Here is an 18,634-nt window from a genome sequence, read left to right as displayed (position 1 = left end):
GACGGAATAGAGCGACATGCCTCAAGCGCAAAAAGTAGGTTTCGTGTCACTTGGGTGCCCAAAAGCCCTCGTGGATTCGGAGCGCATCCTCACACAACTAAGATTCGATGGATACGAGGTGTCGCCTTCTTACGATGATGCCGGTGTTGTCATTGTGAACACCTGCGGCTTCATCGACAGCGCGAAGGAAGAGTCGCTAGCTGCCATCGGTGAGGCGCTTGAGGAAAACGGTCGAGTTCTGGTAACGGGCTGTATGGGAGGGGGTGAACAGGCCGATCTCGTTTTACAGCGCCATCCCAAAGTACTGGGAATCACCGGACCTGCTGCCTACGAGGAAGTCCTATCTGAGGTTCGTCGCGTCCTCCCCAACGCTCACGTACCCGACCCGAAGATCGATCTTATTCCGGCACAGGGTGTAAAGCTTACGCCAAAGCACTATGCCTATCTGAAGATCTCGGAGGGATGCAATCATCGCTGTCGATTTTGCATTATCCCAAGTCTTCGAGGCGACCTTGTCAGCCGACCCATTGGCGATGTGATGCGTGAAGCCGAACAGCTCGCTCGCTCAGGTGTTAAAGAGTTGCTCGTCATCTCTCAAGACACCAGCGCTTATGGGGTCGATATTAAATACAAAACGGACTTCTGGGGTGGACGCCCGCTCAAAAGTGATCTGTATCATCTCGCTTCTGCACTCGGCGAATTGGGTATCTGGGTGCGAATGCACTACGTCTACCCTTATCCGCACGTCGACAAAATCATCCCGCTTATGGCGGAGGGGAAAGTGCTCCCCTATCTCGACATACCGTTGCAACACGGCAGTCCAAGTGTCCTAAAGCGAATGAAGCGACCGGCTGCATCTGAAAAAACCCTCGATCGTATTCGTTCTTGGCGAGAGATCTGTCCAGACATCACATTGCGCTCAACCTTTATCGTTGGCTTTCCCGGTGAAACCGAGGGTGAATTCAATGAGTTACTCGACTTTATGCGTGACGCGTCACTCGATCGTGTCGGGTGTTTCAAGTACTCAGCAGTCGAAGGTGCCTCGGCAAACGAGCTCGACAACCCGGTCCCCGAGGACATTAAAGAGGAACGCTGGCACCGTTTTATGGCTGTGCAGCAAGAAATCAGTGCTCAACGCCTCCAGCGTAAAGTTGGCTCCGAGGTGGATGTCATCGTCGACGAGGTATCCGGTGAGGCGGCCGTGGGGCGAACCAAAGGCGACGCACCCGAAATAGATGGGGTGGTATACCTAAAAAACACCGACGGGTTGGCGCCGGGAGATGTGATACGTAGACGGGTGACCAAGGCAGACGATTATGATCTGTGGACCGACTAAGCCAAGACCACGATGAATATAGTTCTCCTTCGAGAAAACGATTGGATTAACGCCAACACAGTCAAATTGACTGACCATCGGGCGCGACACCTAATTACGGTGCTGAAAGTCGTTGCAAATCAAACATTGAGAGTGGGCCTCATTAATGGTGATCGTGGCCTGGGCACGGTTACTCAAGTTAGTGGCGAGGGTGTTGAGCTCGAGGTGGCGCTATCTGATGCGCCTTTGCACCGTCATCCCACGCAGCTGGTACTCGCCCTACCTCGACCCAAAATGCTGCGGCGAGTATTTCGAAGCGTGGCAGAATTTGGGGTGGCCGAGCTTCATTTGATTCATTCGTATCGTGTTGAAAAAAGCTATTGGCAAACCCCCCATCTCAACGAAGATAAAGTGGAGATGGCACTTACTCAGGGCCTTGAACGCTCTGGCGACACCGTCTTACCCCGTGTGATCCAACACAAGCGCTTCAAGCCCTTCATGGAAGATGTATTACCCGCCATCAGCGCAGAAACAACCTTGCTCATTGCGCATCCGGGAAACAGCGCGCCCTTTGAGGCTGATACTCAACGGCCAACGACCTTACTCATAGGCCCTGAAGGTGGTTTTATTGACTTCGAAGTGAATCTTGCTGAAGCGGTAGGGGCTCAGAAGGTGTCATTGGGCGCTCGGATTCTCAGTGTCGATACGGCAGTCTGTGCAGCGCTCTCACGCGAGCTTTCTTAAGCGCTGACGCCCGTCCCAATTCCACAGGCCACGCCAGTACCGCCGATACCACAATAGCCCGCGGGATTCTTATCCAAGTACTGCTGGTGATACGCCTCCGCGTAATAAAACTCGGTGGCACTGAGAACTTCCGTTGTGATCGCGTTATACCCTGCGGCCACTAAGCGCTCGTTATAGGTCTTGAGACTCGCCAATGCAGCAGCAGATTGAGCTTCGGAATAAGTGTAAATACCTGAACGGTATTGCGTCCCCCAGTCGTTTCCCTGGCGCATACCCTGCGTAGGGTCATGACTCTCCCAGAAAACGCTTAACAACGCCCCGTAGCTCACTTTAGCTGGGTCAAAAACCACGAGTACGACCTCATTGTGCCCCGTCTGCCCTGAACAAACCTCGCGGTAAGTCGGGTTAGGAGTGTGCCCCGCCGCATACCCAACTGCGGTCGTATACACCCCGGGCACCTTCCAAAACAAGCGCTCCGCACCCCAAAAGCAACCGAGCCCAAACATCGCCATTTCCAAAGATGCGTCAAAGGGCCCTTCCAGCGGTGTGCCTAAAACCGTGTGGGCGTGCGTTACCTCCATGCGCTCGGAGCGTCCGGGGATCGCCTCGTCTGCTGAAGGTAGAGCGTGTTTACGTCGAATATCCATGACATCCATTAGAAGTCCCCAGACACAAAAAATTCATCCCACTGAAAGTATACCGCTGAACTTTTGTAACAAAGAGGGTCTAACGTTTTCAACATAGACAAATATTGCATCGACCAAAAACCGTGATGGGTCGAGGGAGAAGGAGGCACGATATGCCTATTACAATCACGCTACCTGAAAGTTTGAACAAAAAGACGGCTGCGAGTCGGTTATCTAGTCGCAAGTTACTCGACATCGCGACAGATATTGCGGTTACCAAAAATGAGCGTGACATTCAGTCGGCCATTCTGGAATTACAACAGCGCAAGCATTACCTCCCCGAACTTGCGGCACAGGGGCTCGTAGCTCTCCCTTAACGAGCGCCTGCCTAGCCTTCACGCGCGGTGCGGTAAACCCTCCTTTAAAGACCAAAACCGCCATCAACAACCGCTTCCAGGTCAAAATGCGCAGCTCACAAGCTCCAAAACCGGTCGTTGAGTAATCGAAGGTCTCGGGCTCAAAGAAAGTGATAAACTTCGGTCGTGGCGAACAGACGTGTGAGACGACAACGTCCTACACTAAGCCCAAACCTAAAACCCCAAATCGAAATATGAGCTACCCAAAGAGGATCTCAATGTGATCAGAGCGCTACTAGCCATTGCCGCCGCGGCCATCGCTATTTACTACCTGTGGCGTGTTCGCAATATGCCACCGCACAAGCAGCGATCTGGCTATATCAAGTTCTTGCTGGGGCTTATGATTGCCCTCGTGGTTGTGCTCACCCTTACCGGGCGTATGCATTGGGTCGGTGCGGCGATCACAGGTGCCTTTGTGTTTCTCCGTCAAATCCTTCCCTGGGTAATTCGCGCACTGCCCTTTCTAAACAAACTACGCGCGCAGAACGCACAGTCGGGTCAGTCATCGATTCAAACGAATCATCTGTCGGCAACGCTTGATCACGGTTCAGGTTATATCGACGGGGAAATAATCGAGGGGCCGCACAAAGGCTGGCTGTTATCCGAGCTCTCAATAACGCAATTGGAAGATCTGTTAGCGCATTACCAGACCGAAGATGAAGAGTCCGCTGAACTGCTAGAGGCCTACATTGACCAGCGGCGTCAGCAAGCTGATCAAAATTCAGAGCAGCAGCGAAGCGCTAATCGGGCAGCATCTGACCAGAGCGCACGAGCAGAAGCCCTTGCCATATTAGGTCTTGATGAGGGTTCGACGGAGGACGAGGTGGTTGCGGCGCACCGGAGTTTGATTCAAAAGTTACACCCAGATCGTGGCGGCAATGATTTTCTTGCCGCAAAAATCAATCAAGCAAAAGATATCTTGCTCAACAAGAATTAATGAGGAAACACCTTACCGTGGACCGCAGCTTCATCCTTAAAAATCAAGACGGCCATTACTGGGGACGCAGTAAGGAATGGGTCGACGGCGCTGATCGCTCACGCGTGGCACTCTATAAACACCGTGATGAAGCGAGTAATACCGTCTTCGAACTGAGCTCTAAAGATTTTGGACTTCGTGCGGACATCCTCGAGATGACACTCAATAAAGGGAAACTCCCTAAATTGACCATCAGTCAAATTGCGTTGCCCGGCCTCGACGAGAGCGAAGAAAACAGCGAAGAAAGCAGCGAAGAAAGCAGCGAAGAAAGCAGCGAAGAAAGCAGCGAAGAAAGCAGCGAAGAAAGCAGCGAAGAAAGCAGCGAAGAAAGCAGCGAAGAAAGCAGCGAAGAAGACGGTACCGAAAGTAGCTCCTAGGCCATAAAAACCCTGCATGACGTTCGCGAAATTCGGAACCCCCGGTTGAAAACCCGGTCTAACGTCACTACGTATACCTGACATCATTGTTTTTGCGGAGATAACGCATGCGCATTTTACTCTTTCTGTTAACCAACATGGCGGTCGTGATTGTTGTGGGTGTCGTCTGGCGCCTGCTCGGCTTTGAAAGCTTCCTTGAGGCCAATGGTGTGGGGCTTGATTTCAATGCATTGCTCGTTTTCTGTGGTTTGTTCGGCATGGGTGGCTCACTGTTTTCGCTTTTCATTTCGAAATGGATGGCCAAGCGCGGGACGCGCACCCGCATTATTGAGACGCCCAGTAACCGGGATGAGGAATGGCTCGTAAACACGGTGCGTCAACTTGCCGATCAAGCGGGCATTGGCATGCCAGAGGTAGGCATATTCCCGTCCGAGGCACCCAACGCCTTCGCCACCGGGTGGAATCGAAACAATGCGCTGGTCGCGGTCAGCTCAGGCATGCTCCAGCGATTCAAGCCCGAAGAGGTTCGGGCCGTGATGGCCCATGAGATTGGTCACGTAGCCAATGGCGACATGGTGACGTTGACCCTCGTACAAGGCGTAGTGAATACCTTCGTTATGTTCTTCGCACGCATCATCGGTCACACCATTGATCGAGTCGTCTTTAAGAATGAGCGGGGCCTGGGCATTGGTTACTGGGTCGGTACTATTGTGGCTGAAATTTTATTGAGCATACTCGCTAGCATGATCGTCATGTGGTTCTCGCGTTACCGTGAATACCGCGCAGACGCAGCGGGCGCGGACCTGGCCGGTAAGCACCATATGACGGCGGCATTGCGGCGGCTACAAGCAGAGATGGATTCGCCGTCGGACTTGCCCGGTGAACTTACCGCGTTTGGAATACGCTCCGGTAAAAGCTCAAATATCCGCCAACTGTTCTCATCTCACCCACCGCTGGACAAGCGGATAGAGGCCTTGCAAAACCGATGAAACGTCCGTTATTGGCGTCTTTTTTCAAGCGCCTGATCTCAAACCTCATCGCCGGATTTGCCCTGCTTCTCACCCCTGTTTTTGCGCTCGTAATGCCCGCGCTAACAATGGCACCCACGGCAGCTGCAGCCGTGGACTACCTAAGTTTCTCAACGAATGACGAAGCAAACACCACCGAGGTCTTCAGTAACGCGAGCCCTTCGGTCGTATACGTGACATCCACTGCATTACGTCGCCAGATGTTCAGCCTCAATGTGATGGAAATCCCTCAAGGTGCGGGATCTGGCTTTGTCTGGGATAACTCGGGACTCATCGTAACGAACTATCATGTTGTCGCACGGGCCAATAAGTTAACGGTCACGCTCAGCGATCAACGCGAGTTCGACGCGACCGTGGTTGGACTGGCGCCCGAGCGCGATCTCGCCGTGCTCCGTCTGATTGATCCGCCAGAGGGTCTCATTGAGTTACCGCTGGGCGATTCATCTGAGTTATCGGTTGGACGCAAAGTACTTGCCATTGGTAACCCTTTTGGACTCGACACCACACTGACAGTTGGTGTGGTGAGTGCGCTCGGCAGGGAGATTCAGTCCCCCAGTGGCCGCAAAATCCGCGGAGTAATTCAGACCGATGCAGCTATTAATCCCGGTAATTCGGGTGGCCCTCTGCTCAACTCCCTTGGCCAGCTAGTCGGCGTAAACACCGCCATCTACTCGCCTAGCGGTGCCAGCGCAGGCATTGGATTCGCGATCCCAGTCAGCACGGTGAAAGAGGTCGTTCCTCAACTGATTGCCTACGGGAAAATTCTTCGGCCTGTGCTCGGTATCGAACGCGCTTCTGATCAATGGATTAAGCGCAACCGAATCGATGGCGTACCCATTGTGCGGACCTATCGAGGCTTCCCAGCGGATGATGCGGGGATGATTGGCGCGCGTAGGGTAGGCCGAAATGACATCGTACTGGGAGACATTATCACGTCGGTTGACGGACAAGACATCAAGACCAACGAAGACTTCCTGTCTGCAATGGAAAAGCATCGAGTCGGCGACATTGTGACCATCGAGACCCTCAGAGATAACAAGACCTTACGCTTTAACGTTGAGCTAACCGAAACGCAATGAGCTGACTAAAAGACAGTAGTTAGGGGCCCAGTCGCATTACATTTCGTAAACCACGAGCCCGGCCTCTATTGGGCCTACGACACTAGATGTCGCCAAGTGGGCGACGTCTAAAAAGAGGGGTACTCAAAGCCAATCGTGTCCTGCGTGTAATCCCAAAGCCTGCGCGCCTCGACATCGTCTTCCGCCCAGGGCTTCACTTTCGTCAGCTTGCAGTTATACCAATAACCGCCGGTTTGACCTGCCACCCTTTCGTCAGCACATAGATAAATTGATGTTTCTGCGCCTTTTTGAGGGCCTCGGAAAAACGGTTTCAACAGAATGGGAATGACTTTTGCAATGAGTTCGCCGTGCTGTTTACCTATGTCGGTTGCGACTGCACCCGGGTGCAGGCAGTTCACTGTGACGCCTTTCCCAGCAAGCCGCTGCGACAGTGTTCGCGTAAACAATATATTGGCCAATTTGGATCGACCATAGGCCTCGAATGTCTTATAGCTGTGCTCAAGCTGAATGTCGTCAAACCCCATGTTTTTCACAAAACTGTGTGCGCCTGAGGCCACATTGACGATCCGCGCACCTGGCGCGGCCTTGAGAATAGCGGGCAACAACATGCCCGTGAGGAGAAAAGGGGCGAAATGATTGACCGCAAGCGTCTCCTCAAAACCATCCGATGTCTCCCTGCGGTGAGAGTTTATTAGGCCTGCATTGTTTAGCAGCACATCAATGGGAAGCCCAAGTTCCAGAACTGAGGTTGCCGCACGACGAACACTGTCAAGACTGGCCATATCCATTTGAACAAGATGAGGCGCAAGACCTCCTGCATTCACAATGGCCTCAGAGACGTCTGCGCCTTTATCGAGATTTCGGCATAAAAGCGTGAGCTGTGAACCCTGCTCCGCAAGACTCAATGCGGCCGCGCGCCCTATGCCCGCTGTAGGCCCCGTAATAACAATGTGCTTTGGTAACGCACTCAACGCACACATCCCCCATTCGTTCGTGAGTGATCATTGCGGCGCATATTATTAGCTTCTAGACCAGGGCTCTTGATCCGCGAAGCATCCGGTGATCTCGAGGCTAAAGCTGAGACTGTCAGGTCAACAGCGCTCAAGACCAACTGCCCTTGTCAATGTTCTCATCCGGCATCGTCTCACGCTTGAACACCGGCGATACGCCGCTGCGAAGCTGTGACTCGTAGTCCCGAAGAAGCTTCATACCAACAGGGGCCAGGTACCACAACGCCAGTAAGTTTGTTATCGCCAACAGTGCCATAGTGAGGTCGGAGGAGCTAAACACAGTGCCCAAGTCTTGCACCGAAGCCCATGCAATCATCACCAAGACTGAAATTCTGAAAGCGGGTATTGCCCAAGCGGGTCGATTTGAAAAGTAGGCAATACTGTTCTCGCCCAAATAGCAGTTGTAGGCAATGGTCGTGGTAGCGAAGAGTACCAAGAAGACACTCACCAGTGACTCCCCCCACCCACCGAGTTGTTCAGCGACCGCCAATTGGGTCAGTACAACGCCCTGTGGATTGATTGCATCAGGTTGGTACGCGGAGGACAGTAAGATGATGAGCGCAGTACAGGTGCACAGCACAATGGTATCGATAAAGACGCTCAAACTTTGCACCAGACCTTGTGATATCGGATGTTGGACATCGGCTGTTGCGGCCACATTAGGAATGGTGCCGAGACCTGCTTCATTCGAAAAGAGTCCGCGTCTTGCGCCCTGCATAATCGCAGCGGCAACGCCACCGCCAACCATTTGCTCAAGACCGAAGGCTGACTTGAAGATAAGCGCCAGTGCCCCGGGCACCTCGCTAATATTGGCAACCAAAATGCCTACGGCGAGCGCAAAGTAGCCAGCAACCATAATAGGCACAATGACCTGCGAGACGGCCGCCAGACGACGAATACCGCCGAACAAAATAATGGCCATTACCGCGGTCAGAACAATGCCACTTTGCCAGGTAGGGATGGCAAACGCCGACTCAATAGAGTTCGTGACCGAGTACGTTTGAACGGCATTAAAGCCAAAGCCAAAGCCAACGGTAATCAGTAATAGACCTGAGTAAATGACAGGCATAACGCGCCAGCCAAGACCGAAGTGCATGAAATAAGCTGGACCACCGCGATAGGTTTCAGAACCATCGCTCTGCTTGTAAAGCTGAGCAAGCGCGCACTCAAACAAACTCGTTGCCATGCCGATCAGCGCGATCAACCACATCCAGAACAAGGCGCCTGGGCCACCCAGTGTAATTGCGACGGCGACACCGGCGATGTTACCGCCACCCACCCGGCCGGCAACGCTCACCACCAATGACTGAAAGCTCGAAAGCCCCTTATCGGTCGCTGAAAACCCACCTAGCAGGTCCCTGAACATTTCCTTGAACAGGCGAATCTGCACGAAACGCGCCGTAACACTTAAGCGAATACCCACTGCGAGTAACGCCACAATGAGCACGTATGACCATAACCAATCTGTAACTGTTGCTAACATCTATTAAATCAATCCTGTGATGAGAATGATTGCAATCGCAGGTACGACGACAAACTTCAGTAGTAACTGCCAAACCCCAAAGGTTTGCTCACTTGTCGCCAACTCAGAAAACGCAAACTCACGCTTCATAAACCAACCTACAAACAATGCAATGAGCAGTCCGCCCAGCGGCAGCGTGATCTTGTCATACAGCCCCTCGGAAGCCGCGTTAAAGTTCATGCCAAAGAGGGTGTAGTCCTGCCAGACATTGTAGGAAAAGACCGAAGCAATACTGCAGAACGTGACCGACCCGACAACCACCACAGCACTCATCTCACGTCCCAGTGTGGTTCTTTGATCGGTCCAGCTCGTTACTGCCTCGAGCAAACCCACCATTGAGGTGACACCCGCCACCGAGAGCATGACAAAGAACAGCACAGCGAAGATGTGCCCGCCAGGCATCTGAGCGAAGGCCACCGGTAAGGTCTGGAAAATGAGCCCAGCACCCCCTCCCATATCGAGTCCGTAATTGAACACCATGGGGAACACGACAAAGCCTGCGAGCAAAGCCACCAAGGTATCAGCGAGAACGATGACCATGGCGCCGCGGGTAATCGAGAAATTAGCGGGCAAATAAGAGCCGTACGCCATCATTCCCCCCATTCCGACACCGATAGAGAAAAACGCTTGCCCAAGGGCCGCCAACAATACGGAGCCATCGATCTTGCTAAAATCTGGCGTGAACAACCAACGTACGGTTTCGCCAAAACCGCCCGCAAACATATTGTAAATACCAAGGCCTATTAGAAGCGCGAAAAGCAGCGGCATCATGAAAGTCACAGCGCGCTCAATACCACCGGTCACGCCTGCATAGATGATGCTACCGACAATCAGGTTGCCCAGAATCGTCATGACCAGCATGGTGGAGCCATCGGCGAGCAGGCTATTAAACGAACTCGTCGCTGCTGCCGCATCGTAGCCAGCAAAGCCTGTCATAACGGCTTGAATCAAATACCAAAGCACCCAACCAACAACAACTGCGTAAGTAATCGAGATCGTATAGGCGGTAAACACACCCAGCCCTCCGACACCGCCCCAAAAACGACTGAGCCCGCTCTCCTCGGCGACTTTAGCCATGGACTGCGAAGGACTGGATTGCCCGCGTCGGCCGACCATGAGCTCAGCCATGACACAAGGCACGCCGATTGCGAGAACGAACAACAAGTAAACCAGAACAAATGCCCCACCACCGTTCTCACCGGTAACGTAGGGAAAGCGCCAAATATTGCCAAGGCCAACAGCGAAGCCAACACTCGCCATGATGAAGGCGAATCGGCTAGACCATACGGGAGTTCCTGCAGCCATTTTTCTTACTCCGCTAGATAGATTGCAGCACGTCGCGCCGCGTCAAGTTTAATGGGAAATTCAGGGGCAAGCGTCGATGCCGCGTCACGTTGACTCGAAAACCACACCATCACTGTATCGGTCTTTCGATTGACGTAAATCACTTGCCCGTGGATACCAACAGCACAAAACTCCTCCGCTTGCGCGTCGAGGATCCACCACATGTCCTGGTAAGCAATCCAGTCAGCCTGCGAGTAATTCGGATTACGAGCCATGGCCTGGGTATCGCTTTTCTTGACGTCAACCATGTGCTCGAGCCAAGAAGCGGGCAAAACGCGTTCGCCACGGAACACTCCCTTGTCTCGAATCATTACGCCAAAACGCGCCGAGTCCCTTGCTGTTGCATTAAATCCACCTGTTGCAACGGGGACGTAGGCCCGATCGACCGCAATAAAGGCGTCGTGCTCAGTACCTAGTTTAGACCACACCTCGTCTCGGATAACCTCGTTAAGCGGCTTGTTCATGAGACGCGAGACCAACCAACCAAGGACATCTGCGTTTGCCGAGTTGTAGTCAAACCGGAAGCCTGGAGGCGTATCGGGATCAGGCTGGACAAAGCGCGCAAGGAAGTCATAGACGCCATAAATATCTGATTCACCAGGCTGAAGGTCAGCCGCACCAGGCAAATAGCCAAGATTCAATGCGGGGGCGTAATACAAAAAGAAGTCGCTCTTCGGATCGACATAATTCTCCTCGAACGCAAGGCCGCTCGCGTGGTCAAGCACGTGCTGAATCGTCACGCGATCAAAGGCGCTGCCTTTAAGCTCTGGAATATAATCTGAGGGGGTTTTCGACACAGCGAGCTGCCCACTTTCAACTAACACCCCAGCAATGCTACTCACGAGAGATTTAGTCATGGAGTACCAGATATGCTGCCGGTGCGCATCCATCTGGTTCCAGTAGGACTCATGCACAAGCGTATCGCCCTGAATAACCACTAAAGCGTCTGCCGCATTAGCCTCAAAAACCTCTGCCAGTGACGATCCGCCAATAACAAAGTCATTCAAGCGGCCCTCATCACGAGGAAAGTGGTGGATCTCACCAGCGCGGGGGACCATCACGGTGTTATTTGGGGCGCCAAAGTTTTGAAAGGCCCATTGACTGTAGGGCCAATCGCGCTGATTTTTTTTCGTTACCTGCGACTCTGCTGACGGAGGGAATCCATCCATCACCGCAGGGGATTCATTCGCTGCTGTCGACATAACACCTCCCGCTATGAGAAGGCCAACAAGCCTCTGCCAGAACTTCATAGGCATCTCACTTTGTTTTTTATTAGTAGGCAGGCCCCAGAGCCCAACTCGCTTAGAGTGTACCGCTTAAATCGATGCGGTAGCCACTTTCTGTCGGGACCGCCAATAAGGCAATGGCCTGTTGGAACGCTTCGTTTCGAGCAGCCGCCCCAGAAAGATCGGCCGCAACGGAGTACGCGTCGCCCTTGAGTCCGAACTCACCGGTTAACTCAAGTGCCCCTTTCAGGGTCATGATGCGGCCCGAAATACCCGATTCATCCGTCGCGATTTCAACGACATAGGTACCCAGTGACACGTCGCCACCAACGGCCTGCCAAGCGGCATTTTCCCAGACAATACGACCCGTAAGGACAGCGGGAAGTCCGGAGGCTGTAACACGCAACTCATCAATATCTGCGTTTAGATCTCCGGCAATAAATAAGGGCAGTAGCGTTTTTACCCAGCCGATATCAGTGTGGATAGTGGCATTAGAGACACGAACCTCGCCACTCAAAGTAACCCCTGCCGACACATCAATGTGCTGGCTGCCCCATTTTGAACGAATGGTTACCGCGTCACCGACGAGGATGCCAAGGGGGTGAAGCTCCCAATCAACGCGCCCCAAGGCAAACCATTTCCCGTTCAGGTTTACCTGAACATGCGCAGCGCTTCCTTCCCAAATGGTGCCTGAAGAAGTCGACACACTGATAGAGGGCGGCAGTAACTGAGTAGCGATGGACGCGGGAAGCCGAGCAAGCAGTAAAACCGCAAACAAGGCAGTACTCAGCGCGATGAAGAACCGCCGATTACTCACTACTGTTCCCGAACCCTGAGGGTCGCATTCACACCGCCGGAGCGGCCAGCATCACTCACCGAGGCATCTATAATTCGTAGCCCCTCATTACCCTCGATCGTTTGCAGCCACTGTAAAAGCGCATCGAATTCAACACTTTCAAACCTTACCTGCACCTCGCCTCGGCTGTTCGGCTGCAGTCTCTTTACCGTAAGCCCGGCATTTTGAGCGGCCGCACTCAGCGTAGATGACAAATTCTGATTCTGACCGGACTCTCCGTTAGCGCGAAGATCCACTAGTTGACTTACCTTCGCCTCAACACGTGCAAGCTGTGCCGTCGCCGCTTTGTTATTTGCCATCATTTGGCTGCGCGCCTCACTAGCGGGCACCAAAGCAAATGCGACGACGCTATAGATGACAACGGCAGCCGCCAAAGCGATCAATGCAATTTGGTCTCTGGGTGTTTGTGCGTTAAACCACTCTCGCATCACGACACCTCCACACGCAAGCGTGCCCGCACCTCGTCACCCCGAGCGTTTGAGGTTTCCAAGGTCGCGGTCAATCCGGCTTGCTCTAGCTGCTGCCGGATTCGCTCAACAGCGGCAAAATTATTGGCCGTTAAATTAAGTCGTAACTGGCCGGAGCTGTAATTCACTGACGTAACACGGCCCTCGTGCGCCAGTGTCGCCGTGACAACGTCCACCAACTTTGGTGTGAACGCCGCAATACCCTCACCGCCTGCGTATTCAGCGATCTGCCGGTCCAATTGCTTCTCGACATCGACTACTGCACCCCGTGGATTGGCTTTACGATAGGTGTCTTGGATTGCTGATCGCAGCTCGAGGTTATACGCCTTTTGCGTTTGATACTGAGCAAGATCGGCGACAAATTGCACCGTAACAGCGAGCGCTGCGGCAATCGCAATGGTCTTCCAGATGCCCCACCATCTTACGAGTGGAAGACGCGGCGCGAAGGACCCCTGACGAAGATTGATGGTGGGTTTAGATTGCGACAGCATCAAAAGCGCACCCCAGCCTCCCTGTCGCCAATCCACGCGTGAGGCTTGTTCGTCATTCAGTTGGGCGAGCACTGCATCGCGGTCCGTACCGTAAATGATGATTGTCTCAGGTAAGCTCGAGAGCGAATCCAGAACCACTGATAGCAAACTCAGATCAACCCTTGCACCTTCAGCGTCGCTCCATCGAAGCACCGCACTGTCGCCGCTTACGACAACACAACATTCATTGTCCTTTAGGGGGAGGCACAATGCCTCGGGACTGAATGTTTTGAGCTCGTCAGAACCCGGCAGTGCATCAATCCATGCCCTCATCTGATCCTGGCGGGTAAAGGCAACCAAATGGTGCTCGTCGGTAACGGCCATGGAGACGAAATGCAGCTCATCGACATCATTCGCCACCTGCTCTTCCATCATGTAAGGCAAAGAGGATGCTAAGTGTTTTTGCTCATCGGCCGAGACCTCAAGCAACGTTGTCCTGACATCATCGCTTGGTAGGCCAATTATGACACCCGAAGGAAAGAGGGTTTCGTCAGAAACCGGTTCCGCTTCGAGCGACCCGGCACGCCATAGCACGGGGGCTCCGTCCTGCCAGATCACAACGCTAGGGTTTTCGGTATGCATCGACTTACGAGACCTCTAAGTATCGTCGCCCGCCCCCGGGCCAACAACGCCCGTAGTGTAAGCGATCTAATCGTCTTGATGTTAGCGCTGTTGCGATAACGCGATTCAAGACTCCCATCTGATACGGCATCAAAGTTCGCCCTCAGTGCGATGAATAACAGAAACAGCGCGTCCCTGCCTATTCAAAACACTTGAGAGCCGCCGCTCTCTGCCTGCGATTTCGACACGCGCATCCAGCAAGAACCAGTCTGATTTAACATCAATCAAGTTGCGTAATTCGGTCGTCGTAGCATTCGTAAACAGCGCATCTGAGAGATAAGTATCGACGTCCGTGATCATTCCCTCGGCTCGCAACTCGATGACGCGCGCGACCTCCTGTGGCGCCAACGGTTCAAACGCATCATCACCGCTCAAAGCACCGAGTAATTGTGGGGAGGCGGTCAGTATATTGACCTTACTTCCCTCAACAGGCCACACCGTGAGGTAGGGCGCGAGGAGCCTGTAAAGCTCTGGGGTGATGCCATCGACCGCCCTCAACTCACTCACACTCGCGAGCGGTCTGTTTGGTGGCCGATAGGGAAACGCCGACGTCAAGTAAACCTCCGACTCCGCTCCGTCCAACCGCGGGTTTCTATCTGCGTCGATAAAATCAGAGACCCGCTCCACGATACGAATAGCCTCACCACGGTTCAGTTCAGCCTCTTCAATGGAGAGCAATAAGCGCAGAAAAACACGCTGCTGCGCATTGAATCGCTTCGATTCATCACTCGATCCATCAACGACTTGGGCTGTGTCTTGTTCTTGCTCATCAGGGTTTCGACTACCAGGTTGACGCGGAATCTCTACCAAACCATTGAGATTAAACCGTCCCTGGAGGTCGGAGATATCACCACTTAAAAAGCCGATCCCATCTAACGGAAAGGGCGCCTGCGGTTGTGCCCAAATTTCTAAAAGAGAATCAACAGGCGCGTCACTGAGACCATCTTCATCTGCATCGAGCCTCAGCGCCAATTCGGCGAGCGACTCAGCGCCCAACAAGAAAGACCAGCCCTGCTCGGCAAAAAATGTATTGGTACTGCGCTGCAATTGCAGTGAGAAGTCTCTCTGCACGCCTACCATCAGCGCAGCCGATAGTGCGAAAACTAAGAGGGCAATAACCAAGGCCGCGCCCGTTTGCGCGTCGTTACCCAAATGTCGCTTATTGGAAGGCAGGCAAGACATAAAGTCGCTCCAACTCTCCCCAATCAAACAGCGTAATGCGCAGTTCAATTGCCGCCGGCGGTGCAATTAACTGGTTCGTAAAACCGACCTCAGCTAGCCAATTTTCTTGCCACGAGCGCCGATCAATCACTTGATTGCGGTCGACTTCAAGGTCCTTCACCGTGGGTAAAAACCGGAACTCTAAGGTATCGACATTCTCCAGCAAGACAGTCTCTCGCGGCTCAATAGCCGTTGTTCTATCCAAAACAGGGTAAGTCAGTCGCAGTAACTGCCCTTCTTCGAGACGGTAAGCGACACGCTGGAGTGTGCTGCGGGGCGCGCCTGTGCTGTTGTGCCAACCTGAACGAGTGAGCCTAAGCGGGTCGCGAGCCAATGGTCCGCCGGATACGGCTGAAGCGAGCTGACCAAATTCATCAATAACCGGACGATTTGTCAGTTGGCGGATATCGCGTGACATGACCGTGAAAGCCCGATTGATTTCGTGAAGTCGCTCGGAGGCTTCTCTTGCCGATTCAATGCCTGTGATGGCCGTCGACAGTGTCTGGTAAGAGAGTAACGACACGAAGGCCGTGATTGCCATTGCAACCAAGACCTCGACGAGGGTAAACCCCTGGTGTGACTGTCCAAGGTTAGCCGGAAGCATTAATCACCTCCGCATTGAGAAACGCGTCGAGGGTATAGAGCGCCGAGTCTTCCTCAGACTCCTCTGACGTCACCGTTACAGTCAGACGCATGAAACCCTGAACCGGTGTCTCTTGAATTTCACTGCGCCAATACCAAGTGCGCCCGGCACGCTCAGACTCGCCAGCGATCACCCCGGTAGTCGCTCTGCGCTGCTTTGCAACAGTCAGACGGACTTCCGCTACGCGATCTGCCGCCACCCACTGGGCAACCGACCGGTCACGCAAGTAAGCGGTGCCATCGACTTGTTGAGAGAGTAAGAAGAGTAGCGCGGGGAGCGTCACCGCAACGACAGTGAGCGCGACCATCACCTCCACCAGCGTAAAGCCTTGCTGAATCGATCGGCGGTTAATCAAATGAGGTCTCCTGTAGAGCATCATCGGGCTCTAAACCCTTCGGCATGAATTCCATGCGTCCAAATAGGTCCCAGCGGAGTGTATAGAGCAAGTCGCCCGTGCGATCGTCAATCCACGTTAGCTCGCCCGGGGTCACCTCGCCTCCCGCAAAGAGAATAATCTGTGGCGGAGGGTTGACCTCTTCCCCGAGCACCTCAAAGTCAACGAGCGGCTGCTCATCGAGTCGCAACTCTAAGTCGATACCGGGCTCAAACTGGAGATCATCAAAGGCATCGTTACGCGAAATCGGCGGTGCCCAGCCCTGATCGTAACGCCGTAACCAAAGCCCTTGATAGGCTGTTTCACCCTCGGCAAGTCGGTGGATAAAAAGCCCGTGATCTGTGCCGCTCAGTTCGGCCTCTGTCAGTGCATAACTCAGCATGGCAGCCACATCGCGAACCTTATTCTCACGACTGATATCGGCACCACCCGAACCGACATTCAGGCTCACAAGCGAGGTCAACAGCACGACGACGAAGACAACCGCCAACATTTCAATGAGGCTGAATCCTCGCTGTCCCTTACTCACGCGTTAGGCTCCCAGGTAGAACCGTGTAATGGTTAAATTAGGCGTCGTCGCCTTCACCCCAGTTGCCAATATCGGCACTTTGGTCTTCCCCTCCTGGCAAACCGTCTGCACCAAGAGAGTAAATATCCACCTCGCCGTATTCACCCGGTGAGAGGTAGAGGTACTCGCGACCCCATGGATCCATTGGCACCTCTGGGAGATAGCCGCCTCGCTTGAAGTTACGTGGCTCAGGTTCCAGCGTTGACGGCTCAACCAGTGCAACGAGCCCCTGTTCCGTACTGGGGTACACATAATTATCGAGCCGGTAAATCTTCAATGCGGTCTCTATCGATTTAAAGTCCGCTTGTACTTTCTGCACTCTGGCATCGTCTGCGCTGTTGAGGACAGTTGGCGCTACGACACTAATGAGCAACCCCATGATGACTAGAACCACTAAGATTTCTATCAAACTAAAACCGTTTTGCTTCTTCACTTCACTACCTCACCATCGTGTTCAAATCGAATATTGGCAACAAAATCGCCATCACTATTGTTAGTACCAAGCCGCCCATCACCACCACCATAATGGGTTCAAACAGCCCCATAATGGTGCCAAGTGTTGCCTCGAGCTCGCGCTCTTGGTTCGTCGCGGATCGTTCAAGCATTGTCTCAAGTTCGCCGCTGGTCTCGCCCGACGCGACCATATGCACCATCATCGGCGGGAAAAAATCTTCCTGCGATAAAGCGCGATTAAGACTAGACCCTTCCTGAACCTTGCTTGCTACCTGTTGGCTCGAGGTGCGCAGTACCAGGTTATTCATGACCGCTCCGGCAATCTTAAGCGCATCGAGTAGCGGCACACCCGAGGCCATGAGAATGCTGAGTGTCGAGGAAAAACGCGCTGTATCCATGCCAATGATGACGCGCCTAATTCCGGGAATACGCAAAAGCACCCCATCTGACATACGCTTATAAACGGGTCGTTTGAGCAGCTGCTGAACGGCTATGACCGCCCCAACCAGAGCAACGGCGAGCAACCAGCCATGGTTGGTTAAAAAATCACTCGTCGCAATCAGTGCCACCGTAAGTGGAGGCAAGTCGGTTTTGGTCTGAGCGAAGATCCCCACCATCTCAGGAACCACGAATACCATCAAGGCGGTTACCACCGCGATCGCTACACCGATCAATACGAAGGGGTAAATCAACGCCATTTGAAGCTTTTGCGAGGTGTGCTGCCGGCTCTCTGTGTAATCGGCAAGCTGATCTAGAACAGGGCCCAATTGGCCGGCCTGCTCACCCGCGTTCACCATTGCGCGATACATATCACCAAAGGTCTGCGGAAATTGATTCATTGCGTGCGCAAGGGTGTGTCCCTCTGCCACCTTGGATCGCACTTGCAGAAGTAGGGCTTTCGTTGACGCCTTTCTTGTTTGCTCCGCTGCGGCCTGCAAACACTCATCCAGCGGCAAGGCAGACGCGACAAGCGTCGCCAACTGCCGGGTAATGAGCGCTAAATCGCTTCCGCTCAGTCTCGGGGCAAATAAGCCGCGGCGCACGCCTGACGAGCCGCTTGCACCGGCAGCAATTCTCCGGCTCGCAGGACCGACTTCGAGCGGACGAAGATTCTTTGCACGTAATTGGACACGAATTTGCCGCTCAGAATCACCTTCTAGAACACCTTTAACAATTTTGCCTGAGGCGTCGAGGGCTCTGTATTTAAAGGCCGCCATA

Annotated in this window: 21 protein-coding genes; 7 read left to right on the top strand and 14 right to left on the bottom strand. The window is 53.5% G+C overall.

Translation table 11 applies throughout. From position 1 onward, the window contains the following. Nucleotides 1-16: 16 nt before the first annotated feature. Both rimO and E0F26_RS06245 read left to right on the top strand, forming a co-directional pair. The gene (rimO, locus tag E0F26_RS06250) at nucleotides 17-1,336 is read left to right on the top strand and encodes a 30S ribosomal protein S12 methylthiotransferase RimO (protein ID WP_279243181.1); all 1,320 of its coding nucleotides are present in this window, start codon (nucleotides 17-19) and stop codon (nucleotides 1,334-1,336) included. Between the two features lie 12 nt (nucleotides 1,337-1,348). Beyond that, nucleotides 1,349-2,059 carry a 16S rRNA (uracil(1498)-N(3))-methyltransferase gene (locus E0F26_RS06245; RefSeq protein ID WP_279243180.1) on the top strand — a complete coding sequence of 237 codons (711 nt, stop codon included), beginning with the start codon at nucleotides 1,349-1,351 and terminating at the stop codon, nucleotides 2,057-2,059. Here the strand turns inward: E0F26_RS06245 and msrA are convergent. Next, on the bottom strand, nucleotides 2,056-2,715 hold the full coding sequence (msrA, locus tag E0F26_RS06240) for a peptide-methionine (S)-S-oxide reductase MsrA (RefSeq protein ID WP_279243179.1): 660 nt from the start codon (nucleotides 2,713-2,715) through the stop codon (nucleotides 2,056-2,058). The genes E0F26_RS06245 and msrA overlap by 4 nt on opposite strands. A 143-nt stretch (nucleotides 2,716-2,858) precedes the next feature. Here msrA and E0F26_RS06235 point away from each other — a divergent pair, with 143 nt between their 5' ends. The 5 genes from E0F26_RS06235 (at nucleotide 2,859) to E0F26_RS06215 (ending at nucleotide 6,561) form a co-directional block, all read left to right on the top strand. Further along, nucleotides 2,859-3,062: a hypothetical protein gene (locus E0F26_RS06235; RefSeq protein ID WP_279243178.1), complete on the top strand. Its 204-nt coding sequence runs from the start codon at nucleotides 2,859-2,861 to the stop codon at nucleotides 3,060-3,062. A gap of 259 nt (nucleotides 3,063-3,321) precedes the next feature. Beyond that, nucleotides 3,322-4,038 carry a J domain-containing protein gene (locus E0F26_RS06230; protein ID WP_279243177.1) on the top strand — a complete coding sequence of 239 codons (717 nt, stop codon included), beginning with the start codon at nucleotides 3,322-3,324 and terminating at the stop codon, nucleotides 4,036-4,038. A 17-nt stretch (nucleotides 4,039-4,055) separates the two neighbouring features. Then, a complete protein-coding gene (locus tag E0F26_RS06225) occupies nucleotides 4,056-4,454 on the top strand; it encodes a heat-shock protein HtpX (RefSeq protein ID WP_279243176.1) in 399 nt (132 codons plus the stop codon). A gap of 107 nt (nucleotides 4,455-4,561) precedes the next feature. After that, on the top strand, nucleotides 4,562-5,443 hold the full coding sequence (gene htpX, locus E0F26_RS06220; RefSeq protein ID WP_279243175.1) for a protease HtpX: 882 nt from the start codon (nucleotides 4,562-4,564) through the stop codon (nucleotides 5,441-5,443). After that, nucleotides 5,440-6,561, top strand: a complete 1,122-nt coding sequence (locus E0F26_RS06215; RefSeq protein ID WP_420887698.1) for a S1C family serine protease — start codon at nucleotides 5,440-5,442, stop codon at nucleotides 6,559-6,561. The genes htpX and E0F26_RS06215 overlap by 4 nt, the downstream gene beginning before the upstream one ends. A gap of 107 nt (nucleotides 6,562-6,668) precedes the next feature. Here E0F26_RS06215 and E0F26_RS06210 read toward each other — a convergent pair whose 3' ends face one another. From E0F26_RS06210 to gspF, 13 genes are all read right to left on the bottom strand, one after another. Continuing rightward, the gene (locus E0F26_RS06210) at nucleotides 6,669-7,541 is read right to left on the bottom strand and encodes an SDR family oxidoreductase (protein ID WP_420887697.1); all 873 of its coding nucleotides are present in this window, start codon (nucleotides 7,539-7,541) and stop codon (nucleotides 6,669-6,671) included. Between the two features lie 121 nt (nucleotides 7,542-7,662). Further along, nucleotides 7,663-9,054 carry an alanine/glycine:cation symporter family protein gene (locus tag E0F26_RS06205; RefSeq protein WP_279243173.1) on the bottom strand — a complete coding sequence of 464 codons (1,392 nt, stop codon included), beginning with the start codon at nucleotides 9,052-9,054 and terminating at the stop codon, nucleotides 7,663-7,665. 3 nt (nucleotides 9,055-9,057) lie between these two features. Further along, the gene (locus E0F26_RS06200) at nucleotides 9,058-10,398 is read right to left on the bottom strand and encodes a sodium-dependent transporter (protein ID WP_279243172.1); all 1,341 of its coding nucleotides are present in this window, start codon (nucleotides 10,396-10,398) and stop codon (nucleotides 9,058-9,060) included. A gap of 5 nt (nucleotides 10,399-10,403) precedes the next feature. Continuing rightward, nucleotides 10,404-11,687, bottom strand: coding sequence for a serine hydrolase domain-containing protein (locus E0F26_RS06195; RefSeq protein WP_279243171.1), 1,284 nt, complete (start codon nucleotides 11,685-11,687; stop codon nucleotides 10,404-10,406). Between the two features lie 52 nt (nucleotides 11,688-11,739). Then, nucleotides 11,740-12,480, bottom strand: a complete 741-nt coding sequence (gene gspN, locus E0F26_RS06190) for a type II secretion system protein N (protein WP_279243170.1) — start codon at nucleotides 12,478-12,480, stop codon at nucleotides 11,740-11,742. Beyond that, a complete protein-coding gene (gspM, locus tag E0F26_RS06185; protein WP_279243169.1) occupies nucleotides 12,480-12,947 on the bottom strand; it encodes a type II secretion system protein GspM in 468 nt (155 codons plus the stop codon). The genes gspN and gspM overlap by 1 nt, the downstream gene beginning before the upstream one ends. Further along, complete coding sequence (gspL, locus tag E0F26_RS06180; protein WP_279243168.1) at nucleotides 12,947-14,098, bottom strand: type II secretion system protein GspL; 1,152 nt, start codon at nucleotides 14,096-14,098, stop codon at nucleotides 12,947-12,949. Before gspL ends, gspM begins: the two co-directional genes overlap by 1 nt. Nucleotides 14,099-14,227: 129 nt before the next feature. After that, the gene (gene gspK / locus E0F26_RS06175) at nucleotides 14,228-15,319 is read right to left on the bottom strand and encodes a type II secretion system minor pseudopilin GspK (protein WP_279243167.1); all 1,092 of its coding nucleotides are present in this window, start codon (nucleotides 15,317-15,319) and stop codon (nucleotides 14,228-14,230) included. Then, a complete protein-coding gene (gene gspJ / locus E0F26_RS06170) occupies nucleotides 15,297-15,962 on the bottom strand; it encodes a type II secretion system minor pseudopilin GspJ (protein WP_279243166.1) in 666 nt (221 codons plus the stop codon). The genes gspK and gspJ overlap by 23 nt, the downstream gene beginning before the upstream one ends. Continuing rightward, complete coding sequence (gspI, locus tag E0F26_RS06165; RefSeq protein ID WP_279243165.1) at nucleotides 15,949-16,356, bottom strand: type II secretion system minor pseudopilin GspI; 408 nt, start codon at nucleotides 16,354-16,356, stop codon at nucleotides 15,949-15,951. The genes gspJ and gspI overlap by 14 nt, the downstream gene beginning before the upstream one ends. After that, on the bottom strand, nucleotides 16,349-16,924 hold the full coding sequence (locus E0F26_RS06160; protein ID WP_279243164.1) for a prepilin-type N-terminal cleavage/methylation domain-containing protein: 576 nt from the start codon (nucleotides 16,922-16,924) through the stop codon (nucleotides 16,349-16,351). Before E0F26_RS06160 ends, gspI begins: the two co-directional genes overlap by 8 nt. A 37-nt stretch (nucleotides 16,925-16,961) precedes the next feature. Next, a complete protein-coding gene (gene gspG, locus E0F26_RS06155) occupies nucleotides 16,962-17,396 on the bottom strand; it encodes a type II secretion system major pseudopilin GspG (protein WP_279243163.1) in 435 nt (144 codons plus the stop codon). A gap of 4 nt (nucleotides 17,397-17,400) precedes the next feature. Continuing rightward, nucleotides 17,401-18,633: a type II secretion system inner membrane protein GspF gene (gene gspF, locus E0F26_RS06150; protein ID WP_279243162.1), complete on the bottom strand. Its 1,233-nt coding sequence runs from the start codon at nucleotides 18,631-18,633 to the stop codon at nucleotides 17,401-17,403. Nucleotide 18,634 lies beyond the last annotated feature (1 nt).

The organism is Candidatus Paraluminiphilus aquimaris, from assembly GCF_026230195.1.
In the GTDB taxonomy this organism is placed as follows: domain Bacteria; phylum Pseudomonadota; class Gammaproteobacteria; order Pseudomonadales; family Halieaceae; genus Luminiphilus; species Luminiphilus aquimaris.
This window is presented reverse-complemented; position numbering and strand designations above follow the sequence as displayed.